The organism is Microvirga sp. CF3016, from assembly GCF_036314085.1.
Classification (GTDB): Bacteria; Pseudomonadota; Alphaproteobacteria; order Rhizobiales; family Beijerinckiaceae; genus Microvirga.
Window position 1 is genome coordinate 462321 of the sequence record NZ_JAYGGM010000001.1, and the last position, 15857, is coordinate 478177.

General features: G+C 64.2%; 11 protein-coding genes. 9 read left to right on the forward strand and 2 right to left on the reverse strand.

From position 1 onward, the window contains the following. The first annotated feature begins 141 nt into the window (after nucleotides 1–141). Together VB672_RS02330 and VB672_RS02335 are read left to right on the forward strand one after the other, a co-directional pair. Nucleotides 142–2121 carry an autotransporter assembly complex protein TamA gene (locus tag VB672_RS02330; RefSeq protein WP_442931889.1) on the forward strand — a complete coding sequence of 660 codons (1980 nt, stop codon included), beginning with the start codon at nucleotides 142–144 and terminating at the stop codon, nucleotides 2119–2121. Continuing rightward, nucleotides 2121–6422 (forward strand): translocation/assembly module TamB domain-containing protein, encoded by a 4302-nt coding sequence (locus tag VB672_RS02335; RefSeq protein WP_329782549.1) that lies wholly within the window; start codon nucleotides 2121–2123, stop codon nucleotides 6420–6422. Before VB672_RS02330 ends, VB672_RS02335 begins: the two co-directional genes overlap by 1 nt. Before the next feature lie 43 nt (nucleotides 6423–6465). Here the strand turns inward: VB672_RS02335 and VB672_RS02340 are convergent, their stop codons facing one another. Together VB672_RS02340 and VB672_RS02345 are read right to left on the reverse strand one after the other, a co-directional pair. Beyond that, the gene (locus VB672_RS02340) at nucleotides 6466–7467 is read right to left on the reverse strand and encodes a Bug family tripartite tricarboxylate transporter substrate binding protein (RefSeq protein ID WP_329782550.1); all 1002 of its coding nucleotides are present in this window, start codon (nucleotides 7465–7467) and stop codon (nucleotides 6466–6468) included. Between the two features lie 122 nt (nucleotides 7468–7589). Further along, a complete protein-coding gene (locus VB672_RS02345) occupies nucleotides 7590–8270 on the reverse strand; it encodes a GntR family transcriptional regulator (protein ID WP_329782551.1) in 681 nt (226 codons plus the stop codon). A 193-nt stretch (nucleotides 8271–8463) separates the two neighbouring features. Between VB672_RS02345 and VB672_RS02350 the strand changes: the two genes are divergently transcribed. From VB672_RS02350 to VB672_RS02380, 7 genes are all read left to right on the forward strand, one after another. Next, nucleotides 8464–9444, forward strand: coding sequence for a TRAP transporter substrate-binding protein (locus VB672_RS02350; RefSeq protein WP_329782552.1), 981 nt, complete (start codon nucleotides 8464–8466; stop codon nucleotides 9442–9444). 73 nt (nucleotides 9445–9517) lie between these two features. After that, entirely contained in the window at nucleotides 9518–10057 is a 540-nt protein-coding gene (locus tag VB672_RS02355; RefSeq protein WP_329782553.1) for a TRAP transporter small permease, read from the forward strand. A 4-nt stretch (nucleotides 10058–10061) separates the two neighbouring features. Further along, nucleotides 10062–11342 carry a TRAP transporter large permease gene (locus VB672_RS02360; RefSeq protein WP_329782554.1) on the forward strand — a complete coding sequence of 427 codons (1281 nt, stop codon included), beginning with the start codon at nucleotides 10062–10064 and terminating at the stop codon, nucleotides 11340–11342. Between the two features lie 21 nt (nucleotides 11343–11363). Next, nucleotides 11364–12200, forward strand: a complete 837-nt coding sequence (kduI, locus tag VB672_RS02365; protein ID WP_329782555.1) for a 5-dehydro-4-deoxy-D-glucuronate isomerase — start codon at nucleotides 11364–11366, stop codon at nucleotides 12198–12200. A 10-nt stretch (nucleotides 12201–12210) separates the two neighbouring features. Continuing rightward, the gene (gene kduD, locus VB672_RS02370; RefSeq protein WP_329782556.1) at nucleotides 12211–12969 is read left to right on the forward strand and encodes a 2-dehydro-3-deoxy-D-gluconate 5-dehydrogenase KduD; all 759 of its coding nucleotides are present in this window, start codon (nucleotides 12211–12213) and stop codon (nucleotides 12967–12969) included. Between the two features lie 18 nt (nucleotides 12970–12987). After that, complete coding sequence (locus VB672_RS02375; RefSeq protein WP_329782557.1) at nucleotides 12988–13326, forward strand: cupin domain-containing protein; 339 nt, start codon at nucleotides 12988–12990, stop codon at nucleotides 13324–13326. 337 nt (nucleotides 13327–13663) lie between these two features. Next, the coding region (locus tag VB672_RS02380; RefSeq protein ID WP_329782558.1) for a HAMP domain-containing protein at nucleotides 13664–15857 on the forward strand (2194 nt) is incomplete at its 3' end.

Consider the following 15857-nt stretch of genomic DNA (forward strand, 5'->3'; position numbering starts at 1 on the left):
CGGGCAGCTAGGGTTTTTCCGTTTGGGAAACTGTGATTAGGTGCCTGCTGATCAACTAAGCTGATCTGGCTCCTGGCACTTGCTCTGGGCTAGGCCGGCTTCAAGACAAATAAATATTGATACGTCCAGTCCAGGGAGATCGTGCCTCAATTGCGGTGGCTGAGTAACAAACGACGGATCGTATTTCCCGTTCTTGTAGGCGTTCTGTTCAGTGGACTGCCGATCGCGCCTGCCGTCGCACTCGATCTTTTCGGATGGCTTCGTGGCGGTGGGGATGCACCGCCGCCTCCAAGTCCGCAGGCCCTGCCTTATTCCCTCGATATCGTCGTGAGTGGCGACAACAGCGACCTGAAGCGGACGTTGAAGGATGCCTCGACCCTTCAAAGCCTGCAGTCGGATCCGCCGCCCGATGCGGCGGCTCTTGCCAGCCGAGCCGAGGCCGATCTGCCTCGTCTGATCGATGCGCTCTGGGGGGCCGGATACTATAATGCCCGTGTCACGATCAATGTGGCTGGTGTTCCGATGGCGTTGCAGGCTCCCCGCACGGATGCCGCGACCCGGGCAGCCTCGGGCTACCTCGCGCGGGCGCTCGTGCCCGTTCAGATCATCGCGGACCCAGGCCCGCAATTCGCCTTGAGGGATGTTGCCGTGCTGGATGCGAGGACGGGTCGCCCCTTCTCGCCAGGCGAGCTTCCGCCCAGGGTCGTGCAGATCAAGCCTGGGGATCCGGCGCGATCCGCCGACATCGTCGCTGCCCAAGCACGGATCGTCGATCACTTCCGGTCCCAGTCGCGTCCCTTCGCCAAGGTCCGGCAGCAGGATCCTGTGGTGATCCACCCGGCTCAGGCGATGGATGTGACTCTTGCCGTCGATCCCGGGCCCCGAGCGGGGATCGGGGCGATTTCGGTCCACGGTGCGGAGAATGTCGATCCGGCAGTGGTGCGCTCCTTCATCTACACGGAGCCGGGCGATCCTTATTCTCCCGCAGAACTTGCCTCCATGCGCAAGTCGATCTCCCAGATCGAGGCCCTGTCGTCCGTGCGGATCCGTGAGGGGGAGGCATTGGACGCCTATGGCAACCTGCCTCTTTTCGTGGAACTGACCGAACGCCCGCCGCGGGTCATCGGCGCTTCGGTTCAGTACTCGACGACCGATGGACCGGCGGTGCGGGCCTATTGGGCGCACCGGAACCTGTTCGGCGGGGCCGAACGGCTGCGATTTGAAGGCAGCATCTTCTATCTCACCGAGGATGGCGGCGACCCCGATCGTAGCCAGGATTTCACGTGGGACAATCTCGGAGGGCGGTTCCGGGCCAGCTTCCTCAAGCCTGCTCTCTGGGGAACCCGTAACGATTGGCTGGTCGACGGCCTCGTGGAGCGGGACCGGACGGAGGGCTACACGAGCCGTCTCGTGAATGCGAGCACGGGCATCCGCCACCGCTTCAGCGAGACCTTCTCGATCCAAGGTGGGATCGAGTACGAGAAGGGGCAGACGACGGACGTCCTGGGTCAGATCGATTACACGCTCGTCGGCTTGCCGGTCTCTCTCAGCTACGACTCGACCGACAATCCTCTCAATCCCACCGAGGGTATTCGGGTCATCGCCTCGGTGGTGCCATACCCGGAATTCCTTGGCTCCTCGGTGCCCATAACGATCGCGAGGGGAACGGCCTCCGCATATTATTCACTCGATGAGGAGGCTCGCTACATTCTGGCCGGCCGCATTGGGCTTGGCTCGATCGTTGGCGCGGATCTCGATGAAATCCCGGCCAATCGGCGCTTCTTCGCCGGTGGTGGCGGCTCGGTGCGCGGCTATCGCTACCGGACGCTCGGCCCGACGGACCTCGGCGAGCCGATCGGCGGCCGGAGCCTGCTCGAAGCCTCGCTCGAGGCCCGGATCAAGATCACCAACACCATCGGCATCGTGCCCTTCGTCGATGCCGGCACGGCCTTCGAATCGAGCTTCCCGGATTTCGACGAGTCCATCCGTGTCGCGGCAGGCTTGGGCTTGCGATACTACACGGCCATCGGTCCTATTCGCCTGGATGTGGCGATCCCGGTCAATCCGGGGCCCGGCGACCCCTCTTATGCCATTTATGTCGGTATCGGGCAGGCCTTCTGATGATCAAGCCAATCCGCTCCCTCGCCCTTGTTCTGATCATCGTCGTCCTGGCGTCTGTATCACTTTGGGTGGTGGCCAGCCGTCCCAGCCAGGCGCAGAGCGACCAAGGCGTTCTGGCCAACCTGATCTCGCGCCTCCTGTCGACACCGACCACGCAGGTCACCATCGGCAGCATCGAGGGTGCGCTCTCCTCGAATGCGGTCATCCGGGACATCCGCATTGCCGACCGTGATGGGGTGTGGCTCAACCTCGATCGTGCCCGTCTCGTCTGGAGCCGTACGGCGCTCCTGCGTGGGCGGCTCCAGGTGGATGAACTCACCATCGACCGCCTTCAGATTGCGCGAAGGCCTTTGCCGGCAGACGAGGATGCTCCCGTCTCCGACGAGCCGATCCTGCCCGACCTGCCAGTTCGGGTGATCGTGGATCGCTTCGCCCTGCAGGAACTCATCCTCGGGCAGCCGGTGCTCGGTACGCAGGCGCGGCTCTCCGCAGCAGGGTCCGCTCAGCTCGGAAATCCGTCCGAAGGGCTCGATCTCAACTTCCAGGCGCAGCGTCTCGATGCTCCTGGGCGGCTTTCGATCGACCTCACCTATGTGCCGCAGACGAAACGGCTGGCTCTCGACCTCACGCATCAGGAGCCTGCAGGCGGCATCGCTGCCCGGCTTCTGGATCTCCCTGGGCTTCCGCCCGTCGATCTGACGCTGGCCGGTCAGGGCCCAATGAGCGACTTCGCAGCCCGACTCGACTTCTCCGCCGGGCCGACGATCGGTGCGGCAGGGACGGCGACCGTCAGACGGGCCACGGCCGCTTACGATGTGAACCTGGATCTCGCAGCCCGCATCGAGGGCCTGTTGCCCGCACCGGCCGCTCCGGTCTTCAGCGGAACCACCCAACTGGTCGGCAATGTCACCGTCGGCGATGACAGCAGCCTGCGGTTCCAGCCGGTGCGCATCACGTCCAATGTCGCACGTTTCGACATGACCGGAACCGTCAGCTCCGGTCAGGTCCTCGACCTGACCCTCAACGCCCGCGCCCTGCCGACCGACGGGGCGAAAACCCGGGCGGGGGAAGCGGAGATCGCCCGGCTCAATTTCGACGGCACCGTGCAGGGCCGCCTGACTGCGCCGCGCATCAACGGCTCGCTTGATGCAGCCGAGATCAGGCTGCCGCAGGGCGCATTGGATACGTTGACAGCTCGCGTCACCATGAACCCGGTAGACGGTCCATCGCCTCCCACTCAGTTCTCCTTTGCCGTCGACGCCGATGCCGCAGGAATCCGGCCTGCCGATCGGGCGCTCGCCCGTGCGATCGGAGCGACGCTTTCGGTCACCTCGCGCGGTTCCTTCGGTCTGGACGGCATTGCGAATGTCGAGACGGCGCGCATCGAGACGCCGACGGCACAGGCTGGCTTCACGGGACGGGTCGGTGGCACTCTTCTCGACGGCAGGCTCGATGCCAGCATCCCGGCGCTGGCATCCTTCTCGGGCATCGCAGACCGGCCGCTGCAGGGTTCGGCCAGTCTGACCGCGCAATTGTCTGGCAATCCACGCCGGTACGACGTGGCCGCGGCGATCGATGCGCGGTTGCGGGAGCTCTCGACGGGAACGCCCGCCGTCGACGGCCTTCTCGGACGGAGTGTCGCCGCGACAGGCACGGTGCGCCGCATCCCGAATGGCTTCGGGGTCGAGAACTTCCGCCTCGACGGGGCGCATCTCGACGCCCGGATCGACGGACGTGCCACGCAATCCGCAGCTGATTTGGGTCTCGATGTTACCATCGACGAACTGAGGCGTGTGGATCAGCGGATTACCGCCGGTCGGGCCAATGTCATGGCTCGCCTTGCAGGCTCCCTCGAACGGCCGGACGTGAGGGGTGTTGCAAGGCTTACCGACGTACGGGCCCTGAATCGATCCATTCCGCGCCTTGAGATCAGTCTCGACGCCAAGGACGTCACGGGAGCCCTCGATGCGGCTCTCACGCTCGACGGACAGGTCGATGAAAAACCCGCCACAGGCTCGGTTCACCTTGCAAGGCCGCCGGAAGGCGGGTGGATCCTGGACCGGCTCGACGTCGATGTCGGCTCGGTCGCTCTCAACGGAAATCTTCGCCTAGGCGCCGACAATCTCGCTCAGGGTGAGATCTCCCTGTCCGGCAGCAATTTCGACGATCTCTCCCCGCTGGCGCTGACCAAGCTCGCCGGCGCGCTCGATGCCGTGATCTCGCTCAACGTCAGCAATGGCGGTCAGAATGCCCAAGTGACCGCACGAGGCGCGCGCTTCGCCGTTGCGGATGCATCGGTCAGGGACTTCGATGCCCGGCTCGCCGTTCAGGATCTCTATCGCCGCCCCATCATCAACGGCACCATCTCTGCCGAGGCGCTGACGGCGGGAGGGCAGACGTACAGAACCGTACGGTTCATTTCTGACGGCACGCCCGAGGCCTCGCGCTTTACCACATCTGCGGTCGGGCAGGGCTTCGATCTCGATGCGCAGGGGCGCCTTGTTCCTGGCGATGCGACGCAGGTCGAGCTTGCGAGCTTCACGGCCCGTCGCGGGGGCAGGCGCCTTGCCTTGGCTCAGCCTGCGGCCATCACGCTGCAGAACGGTTCGGTCAAGCTGTCCAACCTGGTGATCGCGGCGGATCAGGGACGGGTCACCGTGAACGGCACGGTGTCCGACAGGCTGGATCTGACGGTCGACGTCCGCAGCCTGCCGCTTCAGATTGCCGACATCGTGGTGCCCAATCTCGGCCTTGCCGGAACGGTCAATGGAAATGCTTCCATTGGCGGATCGATGGAAGCTCCTACCGGAACCTATCGCGTCAACGTATCAGGCCTTGCAACGGCAGAGACCCGCCGGGCGGGCCTGCCTCCGCTCAGCATCGACGCGCAGGGGCGGCTGGCCGATCAGCGGGCTGGAATCGACGCGAGGATCGCCATTGGCCGTGGCGGAGCCCTGCAGGTTTCGGGAAGCGTGCCTCTGAGTGCGGCCGAGGAGCTTGCTCTCAGGGTGGCGGGGCGCACGGATCTCGCCATCGCCAATTCGTTCCTGTCCGCGTCTGGTCAACGTCTGACAGGAGCTGCCAATCTCGACCTGTCAATTGCCGGTACGTTCTCGAATCCGCGCATCGAGGGCAGCGTCACGCTCGCCAATGGCAGCTTCGTCGACTCGCTTCAGGGCGTCCAACTGAACGGCATCGCCGGACGGTTCGTCGCCCGCGGGCAGGTTGTCACCATCGAGAACCTGACTGCGCAGACCGCGAACGGGGGGGCCCTGGCGGCCCGAGGTCAGGTGACGCTCGATCCCGCCGCAGGACTGCCCGGGGAGATCCGCATCACGGGCAGCCGGGCCCAGCTCGTCTCCAACGAGACCGTCGAGGCGAACGCCGACCTGGATCTGGCCCTCTCAGGGCCGCTTCTGAGCAGGCCGAGGGTTGCGGGCCGCATCAACATCATCTCGATGAACGTCTCGGTGCCCGACCGGCTGCCCACTACCTTGAGGCCGCTGCCCGGAACCCGGCATGTGCGGCCGACGCCGACCGCCGCGGCACGGCTTGCTCTCGCCAAGCGGCGGCAATCCGCTTCCGCGAGAGGCACCCCGTTTCGGGCAGAGCTCGATCTGACGCTCACGGCGCAGAACCGTATCTTCGTGCGTGGCCGCGGCATCAATGCCGAACTGGGCGGCGACCTGCGGCTCCAGGGCACCACCCAGGATCCCATCGCCATCGGTGCTTTTGAACTCCGGCGCGGGCGCTTCGACCTCCTGGGCCAGAGGCTCGAGTTCGTCCGAGGTCGGCTGGATTTCACTGGCGATCTCACGCCGTCCCTCGACTTCCTGGCGGAGACGCAGGCTGGCGATGTGACGGCGCGGATCGGCGTGACGGGTCCGGCCTCGAGCCCTGAATTCACATTCAGCTCCGATCCCGACCTGCCGCAGGACGAGGTGCTCTCCCGCATCCTGTTCCAGAGGCCGTCAGGCGGGCTGTCGGCCGGGCAGGCCCTGCAGCTTGCGCAGGCTGTTGCGCAGCTCTCCGGTGGGTCCGACAACGACGCCTTCGAGCAGCTGCGCCGGTCCCTCGGCGTCGACAGCCTCGACATCACCGTGGGCGCCAGCGGCGGGCCGGGCGTCGGAGTCTCTCGCTACATCAGCGACAATGTGCGGGTCGGCGTGAGAGCCGGCGCCCAGCCGGACGAGAGCGGTGTCACGGTCGATATCGATCTGACGCGGCGCCTGAAGGCTCAAGGCGAGGTCAATGCCGAAGGCGGCAGCTCGGTCGGGCTGGGATTCGAGATGGAATACTAGGCAGGCGGGAAGGGCGCCCAGAGGCGCCCTTCATTGTTTGAGATCAATCGACCTTGGCGCCGGAGGTTTTCACCACCTTCGCCCACTTCTCATGCTCGGCTTTCACATAGGCCATCAGTTCGTCCGGGCTCATAGGCCGGATCTCGCCGCCGAGATCGGCGAAGCGCTTCTGCAGGTCCGGCGTCTCCAGGGCCTTGCGCACTTCCTGGTTCAGCTTGGTGGTGATTTCAGGCGGCGTGCCCTTCGGGGCGAAGAGGGCAAACCAGCTTGACGCCTCGAACCCGGGCAGGCCCGCCTCGGCGAGGGTCGGCTTGTCCGGGATGGCAGGCGAACGCTTGGACGAGGTGACCGCCAAGGCCCGCAGATTGCCGCTGCGGACCTGTTCGATGGAGGAGGGCAGGTTGTCGAACATCACGTCCACCTGACCGCCGATCAGATCGTTCACCGCCGGACCGCTGCCGCGATAGGGAACGTGGGGCATCTCGACGCCGGTCATCTGCTTGAAAAGCTCGCCCGACAGGTGAATGGACGTGCCGTTGCCCGAGGACGCCATCGTCATCTTGCCCGGCGTCGCCTTGGCCTCGGCGATGAACTCCTGGACAGTGGTCGCCTTCACCTTCTTGGGGCTGACCACCATCAGGTTCGGCACGCCGGCCACATAGGCGACCGGCGCGAAATCGGTGAGCGCATCGTACGGCATCTTGGCGTAGAGGCTCGGATTGATGGCATGGGTGCCGACGGTGCCCATCACGAGGGTGTAGCCGTCAGGGTCGGCCTTGGCGACCGCATCGGTCCCGATGTTGCCGCCTGCGCCCCCACGGTTGTCGATGATGAATTGCTGCCCGAGGGACTGGGACAGCTTCTCGCCCACGAGGCGGGCGAAGATGTCGGTGGTGCCGCCGGGCGTGAACGGCACGATGAGGCGCACGGGCCGCGAGGGATAGGCCGCCGGCTGGGACAGCGCAGCTCCGGAGATCAGGCCAGCTGAGGCACTCAGGGCAAGGCCGAGAATGGCCCGGCGCGTTGGGCTGGAGAAGAATGGCATTGCGGCTCCCTGGATGATCGATGTCGTTGGCCGTACCGAGGTGCCGGTGCGGCAATCACCATGAGAGCCCAATGGTCTTTTGGAGGCAACGGCTTTCGCGCTGCCGCTCCGACCGGGGAAGCTCAGGAACTGAAGAGTTCCGGGTTCTCGGCCTCGACTCGGGGCAAGGCGCGCAGGATCTCGGTGAGGTGCCGGCGCATGGCCTCGGCGGCGGCGTCCTCATCGCGGCTGTCGATGGCTGTCATGATGGCGCGATGCTGATCGATCAGCGGCAGCATGGCCTCCGGGCTGGGGAGCGTCAGCTGGCACACCCGGTCCATATGGGCCTTGATGTCCTGAACGGCCTCCCAGGCCAGCGGGCACCCGGCGCCCTCGGCCAGGGCGATGTGGAACAGTTCGTCGTAGCGCTGAAAGGCGTCGTGATCGTTCCGCCGGGCTGCCTGTTCCTGCATCTCAAGGAGATCGTCGATCCGCTCCCGGCTCTGCCGATCGAAGGATGAGCAGGCGCGGCGCACGACCGCGGTCTCGATCGCTTCCCGGACGAACCGGGCCTCCATCATCTTCCGGACCGAGATCTTCACGACCGTGGTGCCGCGCTGCGGCTGAATCTCCACCAATCTCGTCCGCGCCAGGCCGATCAGCGCTTCCCGAACCGGCTGGCGCGAGACCCCGTGGCGCTCGGCGATGTCCTGTTCGGAGAGCCGGCTTCCGGGTGGAAGCTCCAGGGCAATGATCAGGCGGCGCAACTCACTCTCGATGCGCTGGGCTGCGGAACCCTGGCTAACAGGAAAGGTCGTGTTCACGGCAATCTCATTCTTTTGGCGGGTTGCGTAACATATAAGTGCATACTACCATACAATCGTCGACCAGTTAAGCCGCGGCAAGCAGCGTCTGGTCCCGTCCCGAGGCGTCGCATGAGCCCGGGGCGCAGGACAAGCCCGCCAAAGGCACGGTTCGGAACAAAAAAGCACTTGAGGAAGCCTAAGGAGGAAGATGATGTTCACCAGGAGAACCCTCGCTGCGACCGCTCTAGGCGTGTGGGCAGCATTCATGAGTGGCACGGCCGGCGCCCAGACGGTCCTGCGCTCGGCCGACATCCACCCGGATGGATATCCCACCGTCGAAGCCGTGAAGTATTTCGGCTCCCTGCTCGAGAAGAAGACGAACGGCCGCTACAAGATCCAGGTGTTTCACTCGGCCCAGCTGGGTCAGGAGAAGGACACGATCGAGCAGACCCGCTTCGGCGTCATCGACCTGAACCGGATCAACATGGGGCCGTTCAACAATCTCATCCCCGAGACTCTTGTCCCGTCTCTGCCCTTCATCTTCCGGTCGGTCGACCACATGCGCAAGACCATGGACGGCCCGGTCGGCGACCAGATCCTGAAAGCGTTCGAGCCCCATGGGCTGGTGGCGCTGGCGTTCTACGACTCCGGTGCGCGCTCCTTCTACAACTCCAAGCGCCCCATCAACACGCCGGCCGATCTCAAGGGCATGAAGGTGCGCGTGATCCAGTCGGATCTCTTCCTCGACATGGTGAATGCCCTCGGCGCCAACGCCACGCCCATGCCTCCGGGCGAGGTCTATTCGGCCCTTCAGACGGGTGTTGTCGACGGAGCCGAGAACAACTGGCCGAGCTACGATTCCTTCCGCCACTTCGAGGTAGCCAAGTTCTACTCGCTGACCCAGCATTCCATGTCGCCGGAAGTGCTGGTGATGTCGAAGAGGAGCTTCGACAAGCTCTCGCCTGAGGACCAGAAGGCCGTGCGCGAAACCGCCAAGGAATCGGTGGCCAAGATGCGCGAGCTCTGGGAAGCCCGCGAGAAGGACGCCGAAAAGAAGATCCGGGCGAGCGGTAGCCAGATCAACGATGTGGACAAGCAGCCCTTCATCGATGCCATGAAGCCGGTCTACGAGAAATATGCCAAGGATGCGAAGGTAAAGGAGCTTGTCTCCCGCATCCAGGCCATGAACTGAGCCTTGCCGGCCTACGCTGTATCGGACCGGCTTAAAGCCGGTCCGTCTCTTTCCATACCGGAGACCTTTACCGATGCGCGCTGACCTCGCCGCGCTATCCCGCATTCTCGCCGTCGTAAACCGGACGGCTCTTTGGATTGCCGGGATCGGCCTTGTCCTCATGACCATTTTTGTCGCCTGGCAGGTGTTCGGACGATACGTGCTGAACCAGTCTCCGAGCTGGACGGAGCCCGCCTCCCTGCTCCTCATGAGCTGGTTCATCCTGCTGGGATCAGCCGTCGGCGTGCGCGACGGCAATCATCTCGGTTTCGAGATCGCCCTTCATTACGCGCCTCACGGCCTGCGGCAGATCATGCTCGCCGTCACCGAGGTTCTGGTGATGATCTTCGGCGGCGCCATGGCCTGGTACGGCACGGAACTTGCGGTGGAAACCTGGTCCGCAGCCATGCCCGGCCTGCCGATCCCGCAAGGGTTCGACTATGTGCCCCTGGCCGTCGGTGGCGTCCTGATCGCACTCTTCGCTTTGGAAAAGCTCGTCCGTCTCCTGCTCGCCGGGGAGGAAGTGCCCCTGGTGCGCGTGGACGAGCCGCATCTCGTTCCCGTGAAGGATTAAGTCAATGGAGATCTGGGTTCTCTTCGGCGTCTTCACGCTCCTGCTCATCATCGGTACGCCGGTCGCGTTCTGCTTGGGCATCGCATCGCTCGCGACCGTGCTCTACATGCAGCTGCCGCCGGTCGTGGTGTTCCAGCAGCTCAATTCCGGCATGAACGCCTTTGCCATGATGGCGATCCCGTTCTTCATCTATGCTGGCGATCTCATGATGCGCGGCGGCATCGCCGACCGGTTGATCCGTCTGGCAGCCGGACTCGTCGGCCATCTGCGGGGCGGCCTAGGACAGGTGAACGTGGTCGCGTCCACACTCTTCGGCGGCATCTCCGGCTCGGCCATCGCGGATGCCTCCGCCATCGGCGGCATCATGATCCCGCAGATGGAGAAGCGCGGCTATGCCAAGGATTACAGCGTGAACGTGACGGTGAACGCCGCCATCATCGCGCTGCTGATCCCGCCGTCCCACAACATGATCATCTATTCGATCGCGGCGGGCGGCACGATCTCGGTGGCGGACCTCTTTACGGCCGGCGTCGTTCCGGGCCTGCTGCTGGCTGCAGCGTTGATGATCACGGCCTATATCGTCGCCATCCGCCGCGGGTATCCGGCCGATCCGTTCCCCGGGTTCCGGATGCTGGCCTACTTCCTCGTCTCGGCGGTGCCGGGCATCCTGCTGATCTTCATCATCTTCGGTGGCGTCCGTTCGGGCGTGTTCACGGCGACGGAGAGTTCGTGCATCGCGGTCGTCTATGCGCTCCTCGTTACGCTCTTCGTCTATCGCGAGATGAACTGGGAGAGCTTCGTCGAGGCGACGCTCGGCGCAGTGCGCACCACCGCGATGGTTCTGCTCGTCATCGGCACCGCCAGCGCCTTCGGCTGGCTCATGGCCTTCCTGCAGGTGCCGCAGGCGACGATCGAGCTGATGAGGGCCGTGTCGGACAACCCGATCGTCGTCCTGCTGCTCATCAACGTGATCCTGCTGGTGCTCGGCACCTTCATGGACATGGCGCCGATGATCATCATCTGCACGCCGATCTTCCTGCCGGTGATCAAGGCCTTTGGCATCGATCCGGTGCATTTCGGCGTGATCCTGATCCTCAATGCCGGCATCGGCCTCAACACGCCGCCGGTGGGCTCGGTGCTCTTCGTCGGATGCGCGGTCGGCAAGATCACCATCGGCGAGGCCATGAAGACCATCTGGCCCTTCCTGGGCGCGAGCATCGCAGTGCTGCTGCTCGTCACATACATTCCCGGCCTGTCGCTCTGGCTTCCGGCCCTGTTCCGATAATTCAGAATCAAAGAGGTAATGATGACCATCGAAATCCGGCAGGTATGCCATCCCGAAGCCGTGCGCCATTTCTCTACGGCGGAACTGCGCCGCCACTTCCTGATCGAGACGCTGTTCGTTCCCGGCGAGGTCAGGCTGACCTACAGCCATATCGACCGGCTGGTGGTCGGCGGCGTGACCCCGACCTCCGGGGCGATCAAGCTGGAATCGCACAAGCAGATCGGCTCGCCCAATTTCCTGGATCGGCGCGAACTCGGCGTCGTCAATCTCGGCGGTCCCGGTCGCGTGCACACGGACGGGGAGGTTCACGCTCTCGATCCGCGCGATGCGCTCTATGTCGCCATGGGAACGAAGGAGGTCCGCTTCGAGAGCCTCGATTCCGCCACTCCGGCGAAGTTCTATCTTGTCAGCACTCCGGCCCATGCCCGCTTCGAGACGGTGAAGATCGGCCTCGACCGCGCCCGCCGGGTCGATTTGGGCGATGCCGCAAACGGCAATGTCCGCACGATCTTCCAGATGATCCATCCGGAAGTCTGCCGCTCGGCACAGCTCGTCCTCGGCATGACCCAGCTGAAGCCGGCCAGCATGTGGAACACCATGCCGGCGCATGTGCACGACCGCCGCTCGGAGGTCTATGTCTATTTCGACATGCAGCCTGACACCCGCGTGTTCCATTTCATGGGCGAGCCCGACGAGACGAAGCATCTCGTGGTTGCCAACGAACAGGCGATCCTCTCTCCGGGCTGGTCGATCCATTCGGGTGTCGGCACCAGCAACTACACCTTCGTCTGGGCCATGGGCGGCGACAACCAGGACTTCACCGACATGGACATGGTGCCCATGGACGCGCTGCGGTGAGGGCAGGGCGATGACGTTCTCCTTCGATCTCACCGGCAAGACGGCGATCGTCACCGGAGCCAATACGGGCTTGGGCCAAGCCATTGCCGTCGCCTTGGCCCAGGCTGGGGCTTCCATCGTGGCCGTCGGCCGCTCGGCCATGAACGAGACCGAGCGCCTCTGCCGCGACGCAGGCGCGGGCTTTCATTCCGTGCAGGCGGACCTGTCGAGTCTCGAGCCCATCGAGCGCATCGTCAGAGAGGCCGCATCGGTCAGCGGCCGGATCGACATCCTCGTCAACAATGCGGGCATCATCCGCCGGGCGGATGCCATCGAGTTCACGGAGAAGGATTGGGACGACGTGATGAACGTCAATCTCAAATCCACCTTCTTCCTGTCCCAGGCGGTGGCCCGCACCATGCTGGCGGATGAGCGCGGCGGCAAGATCATCAACATCGCGTCGCTCCTGTCCTTCCAGGGTGGCATCCGCATTCCGTCCTATACCGCGAGCAAGAGCGGGCTGGCCGGTCTCACGCGGCTGCTGGCCTGCGAGTGGGCCGCCAAGGGCATTAACGTGAATGCCATCGCGCCGGGCTATTTCGTGACCAACAACACCGAGGCGCTCCGCAACGATCCGAAGCGAAGCGGCGACATCCTCGCGCGCATCCCGGCCGGGCGCTGGGGCGACCCGTCGGATCTCGGCGGTGCCGCCGTCTTCCTGGCGTCGCCGGCTGCAAACTACGTCCACGGCGTCGTTCTGCCGGTGGACGGCGGCTGGCTGGCGCGCTGACAACATCCTGGAGGAACCATGAGCCGTATCAACGAACCTTTCGCCTTCGACAGCAAGATCGATTGGGAGCCCGCAGGCGAGGGCATCCGCCGCAAGATCCTCACCTACAATCCAGAGGTGATGATGGTGCGCGTGGACTTCCAGGCCGGCGCCGTCGGCACGCCCCACTCGCATCCCCACATCCAGTGCAGCCTCGTCGAGGCGGGCGTCTTCGACATCACCATCGCTGGCCGGACCGAGCGTCTCAAGCAGGGCGACAGCTTCCTCGTGCCGCCCAATGCGGTCCATGGCGCAGTCGCCGTCGAAGCCGGGGTGCTTCTGGACGTCTTCACACCCATGCGCGAAGACTTCGTCTGAGCTGACGCTCTCAGCCTGCCAACCGTGCTTTCCTCGCAAGCCGCACCCCTTCAGGGTGCGGCTTGATGCGTTCTGGAATCGATCAGCCCCGACGGCTAAGCACTGCCCTATCGGAATGGCCGCAAAGCCGGATCAGCGGCCCCGGACATCGCATCTATATATCGTATGAAACCAATTAACCGAACCAGCGCAAAATTGCCTCACCCTGGAACTCTCGCCCTTGAAACGCGTTATACGGGGTCGAATTCCATCCGAAGACCATCACAATATCTTTTTGGGACGTCGGCACAGGGGATCCGGGCGAGCGTAAGCCTGGAACAGAGTAACGGGGGGCCTTATGTCACAAGTCGAATCCGCCACTTCGCAGCTTGATCCCAGGCTGCTGCTCAAGACATTGCGTGCCTTCAAGAAAGGCGATTTTTCCGCCCGTCTGCCGTCGGACCTGACAGGCATCGATGGCGAGATCGCGGAGGCTTTCAACGACATCGCAGAGCTGAACCACGGCCTTTCCCAGGAATTGGAGCGGATCGCCAAGGTCGTCGGCAAGGAAGGCCGGATCGAGGAGCGCGGACGGCTGGCCGGGGCGACCGGGTGCTGGAGCGAATGCATCGATTCCGTCAATGCGATGATCGGCGACATCGTGCAGCCGACCGTCGAGGTGGCGCGCGTGATCGGCGCCGTGGCCAAGGGCGACCTGAGCCAGACGATCGATCTTGCCACCGATGGCCGGCCCCTGCGCGGCGAGTTCCTGCGCATCGGCAAAGTGGTCAACACCATGGTGGGCCAGCTCGGCAGCTTCGCCTCGGAGGTGACCCGCGTGGCGCGCGAGGTGGGATCCGAGGGCAAGCTCGGCGGACAGGCGAAGGTCAAGGGCGTGGCCGGGACCTGGAAGGACCTGACCGAGAACGTCAACCTCATGGCGGCGAACCTGACGGGTCAGGTGCGTAACATCGCCGAGGTGACGACCGCGGTCGCGAACGGCGACCTCTCCAAGAAGATCACCGTCGACGTGAAAGGCGAGATCCTGGAGCTGAAGGACACCATCAACACGATGGTGGACCAGCTCAACTCCTTCGCCTCGGAAGTGACGCGTGTGGCCAAGGAGGTGGGCTCGGAAGGAAAGCTCGGCGGCCAGGCCCAAGTGCGGGGGGTCGGGGGCGTCTGGAAGGACCTGACCGACAACGTGAACATGATGGCCGCGAACCTCACCGGCCAAGTGCGTAACATCGCCGAAGTGACCACGGCTGTCGCCCGGGGCGACCTGTCGAAGAAGATCACCGTCGACGTGAAGGGCGAGATCCTGGCCCTCAAGTCCACCATCAACACCATGGTGGACCAGCTCAACTCCTTCGCGTCGGAAGTGACGCGCGTCGCCAAGGAGGTCGGTTCTGAAGGCAAGCTGGGCGGGCAGGCACAGGTCGAGGGCGTCGGCGGCGTCTGGCGCGATCTTACCGAAAACGTGAACATGATGGGCTCGAACCTCACCGCGCAGGTTCGTAACATCGCCGAGGTGACGACGGCGGTCGCGAACGGCGACCTCTCGAAGAAGATCACCGTGGAGGTCCGTGGCGAGATCCTGGAACTCAAGAACACCATCAACACGATGGTAGACCAGCTCAACTCCTTCGCGTCGGAGGTGACGCGCGTCGCCAAGGAGGTGGGTTCCGAGGGCAAGCTCGGCGGCCAGGCGCAGGTGCGCGGCGTGGCCGGCACCTGGAAGGACCTCACCGACAACGTGAACCTGATGGCCGCGAACCTCACCGGCCAGGTGCGTAACATCGCCGAGGTGACAACGGCGGTCGCGAACGGCGACCTCTCGAAGAAGATCACCGTGGAGGTCCGTGGCGAGATTTTGGAGCTGAAATCCACCATCAACACCATGGTCGACCAGCTCAACTCCTTCGCCGGCGAGGTGACCCGCGTTGCGAAGGAAGTGGGTTCGGAAGGCAAGCTCGGTGGTCAGGCCCGCGTGGAAGGTGTCGCGGGAACCTGGAAGGATCTCACCGATAACGTGAACCTGATGGCGGCGAACCTCACCGGCCAGGTGCGTAACATCGCGGAGGTGACCACCGCAGTCGCGAATGGCGACCTGTCGAAGAAGATCACCGTGGACGTGCGCGGCGAGATCCTGGAACTCAAATCCACCATCAACACCATGGTGGATCAGCTCAACTCCTTCGCCGGCGAGGTGACCCGTGTGGCGCGCGAGGTGGGCACGGAAGGAAAGCTCGGTGGTCAAGCTCAGGTTAGAGGCGTCGGCGGCGTCTGGAAGGACCTGACCGACAACGTGAACATGATGGCCGCGAACCTGACAGGTCAGGTGCGTAACATCGCGGAAGTCACGACCGCGGTGGCCAACGGCGACCTGTCCAAGAAGATCACCGTTGCGGTCGAAGGTGAAATTCTCGAGCTGAAGTCCACCATCAACACCATGGTGGACCAGCTCAACTCCTTCGCCGGCGAGGTGACCCGTGTGGCGCGCGAGGTGGGCACGGAAGGAAAGCTCGGTGGTCAAGCTCAGGTTAGAGGCG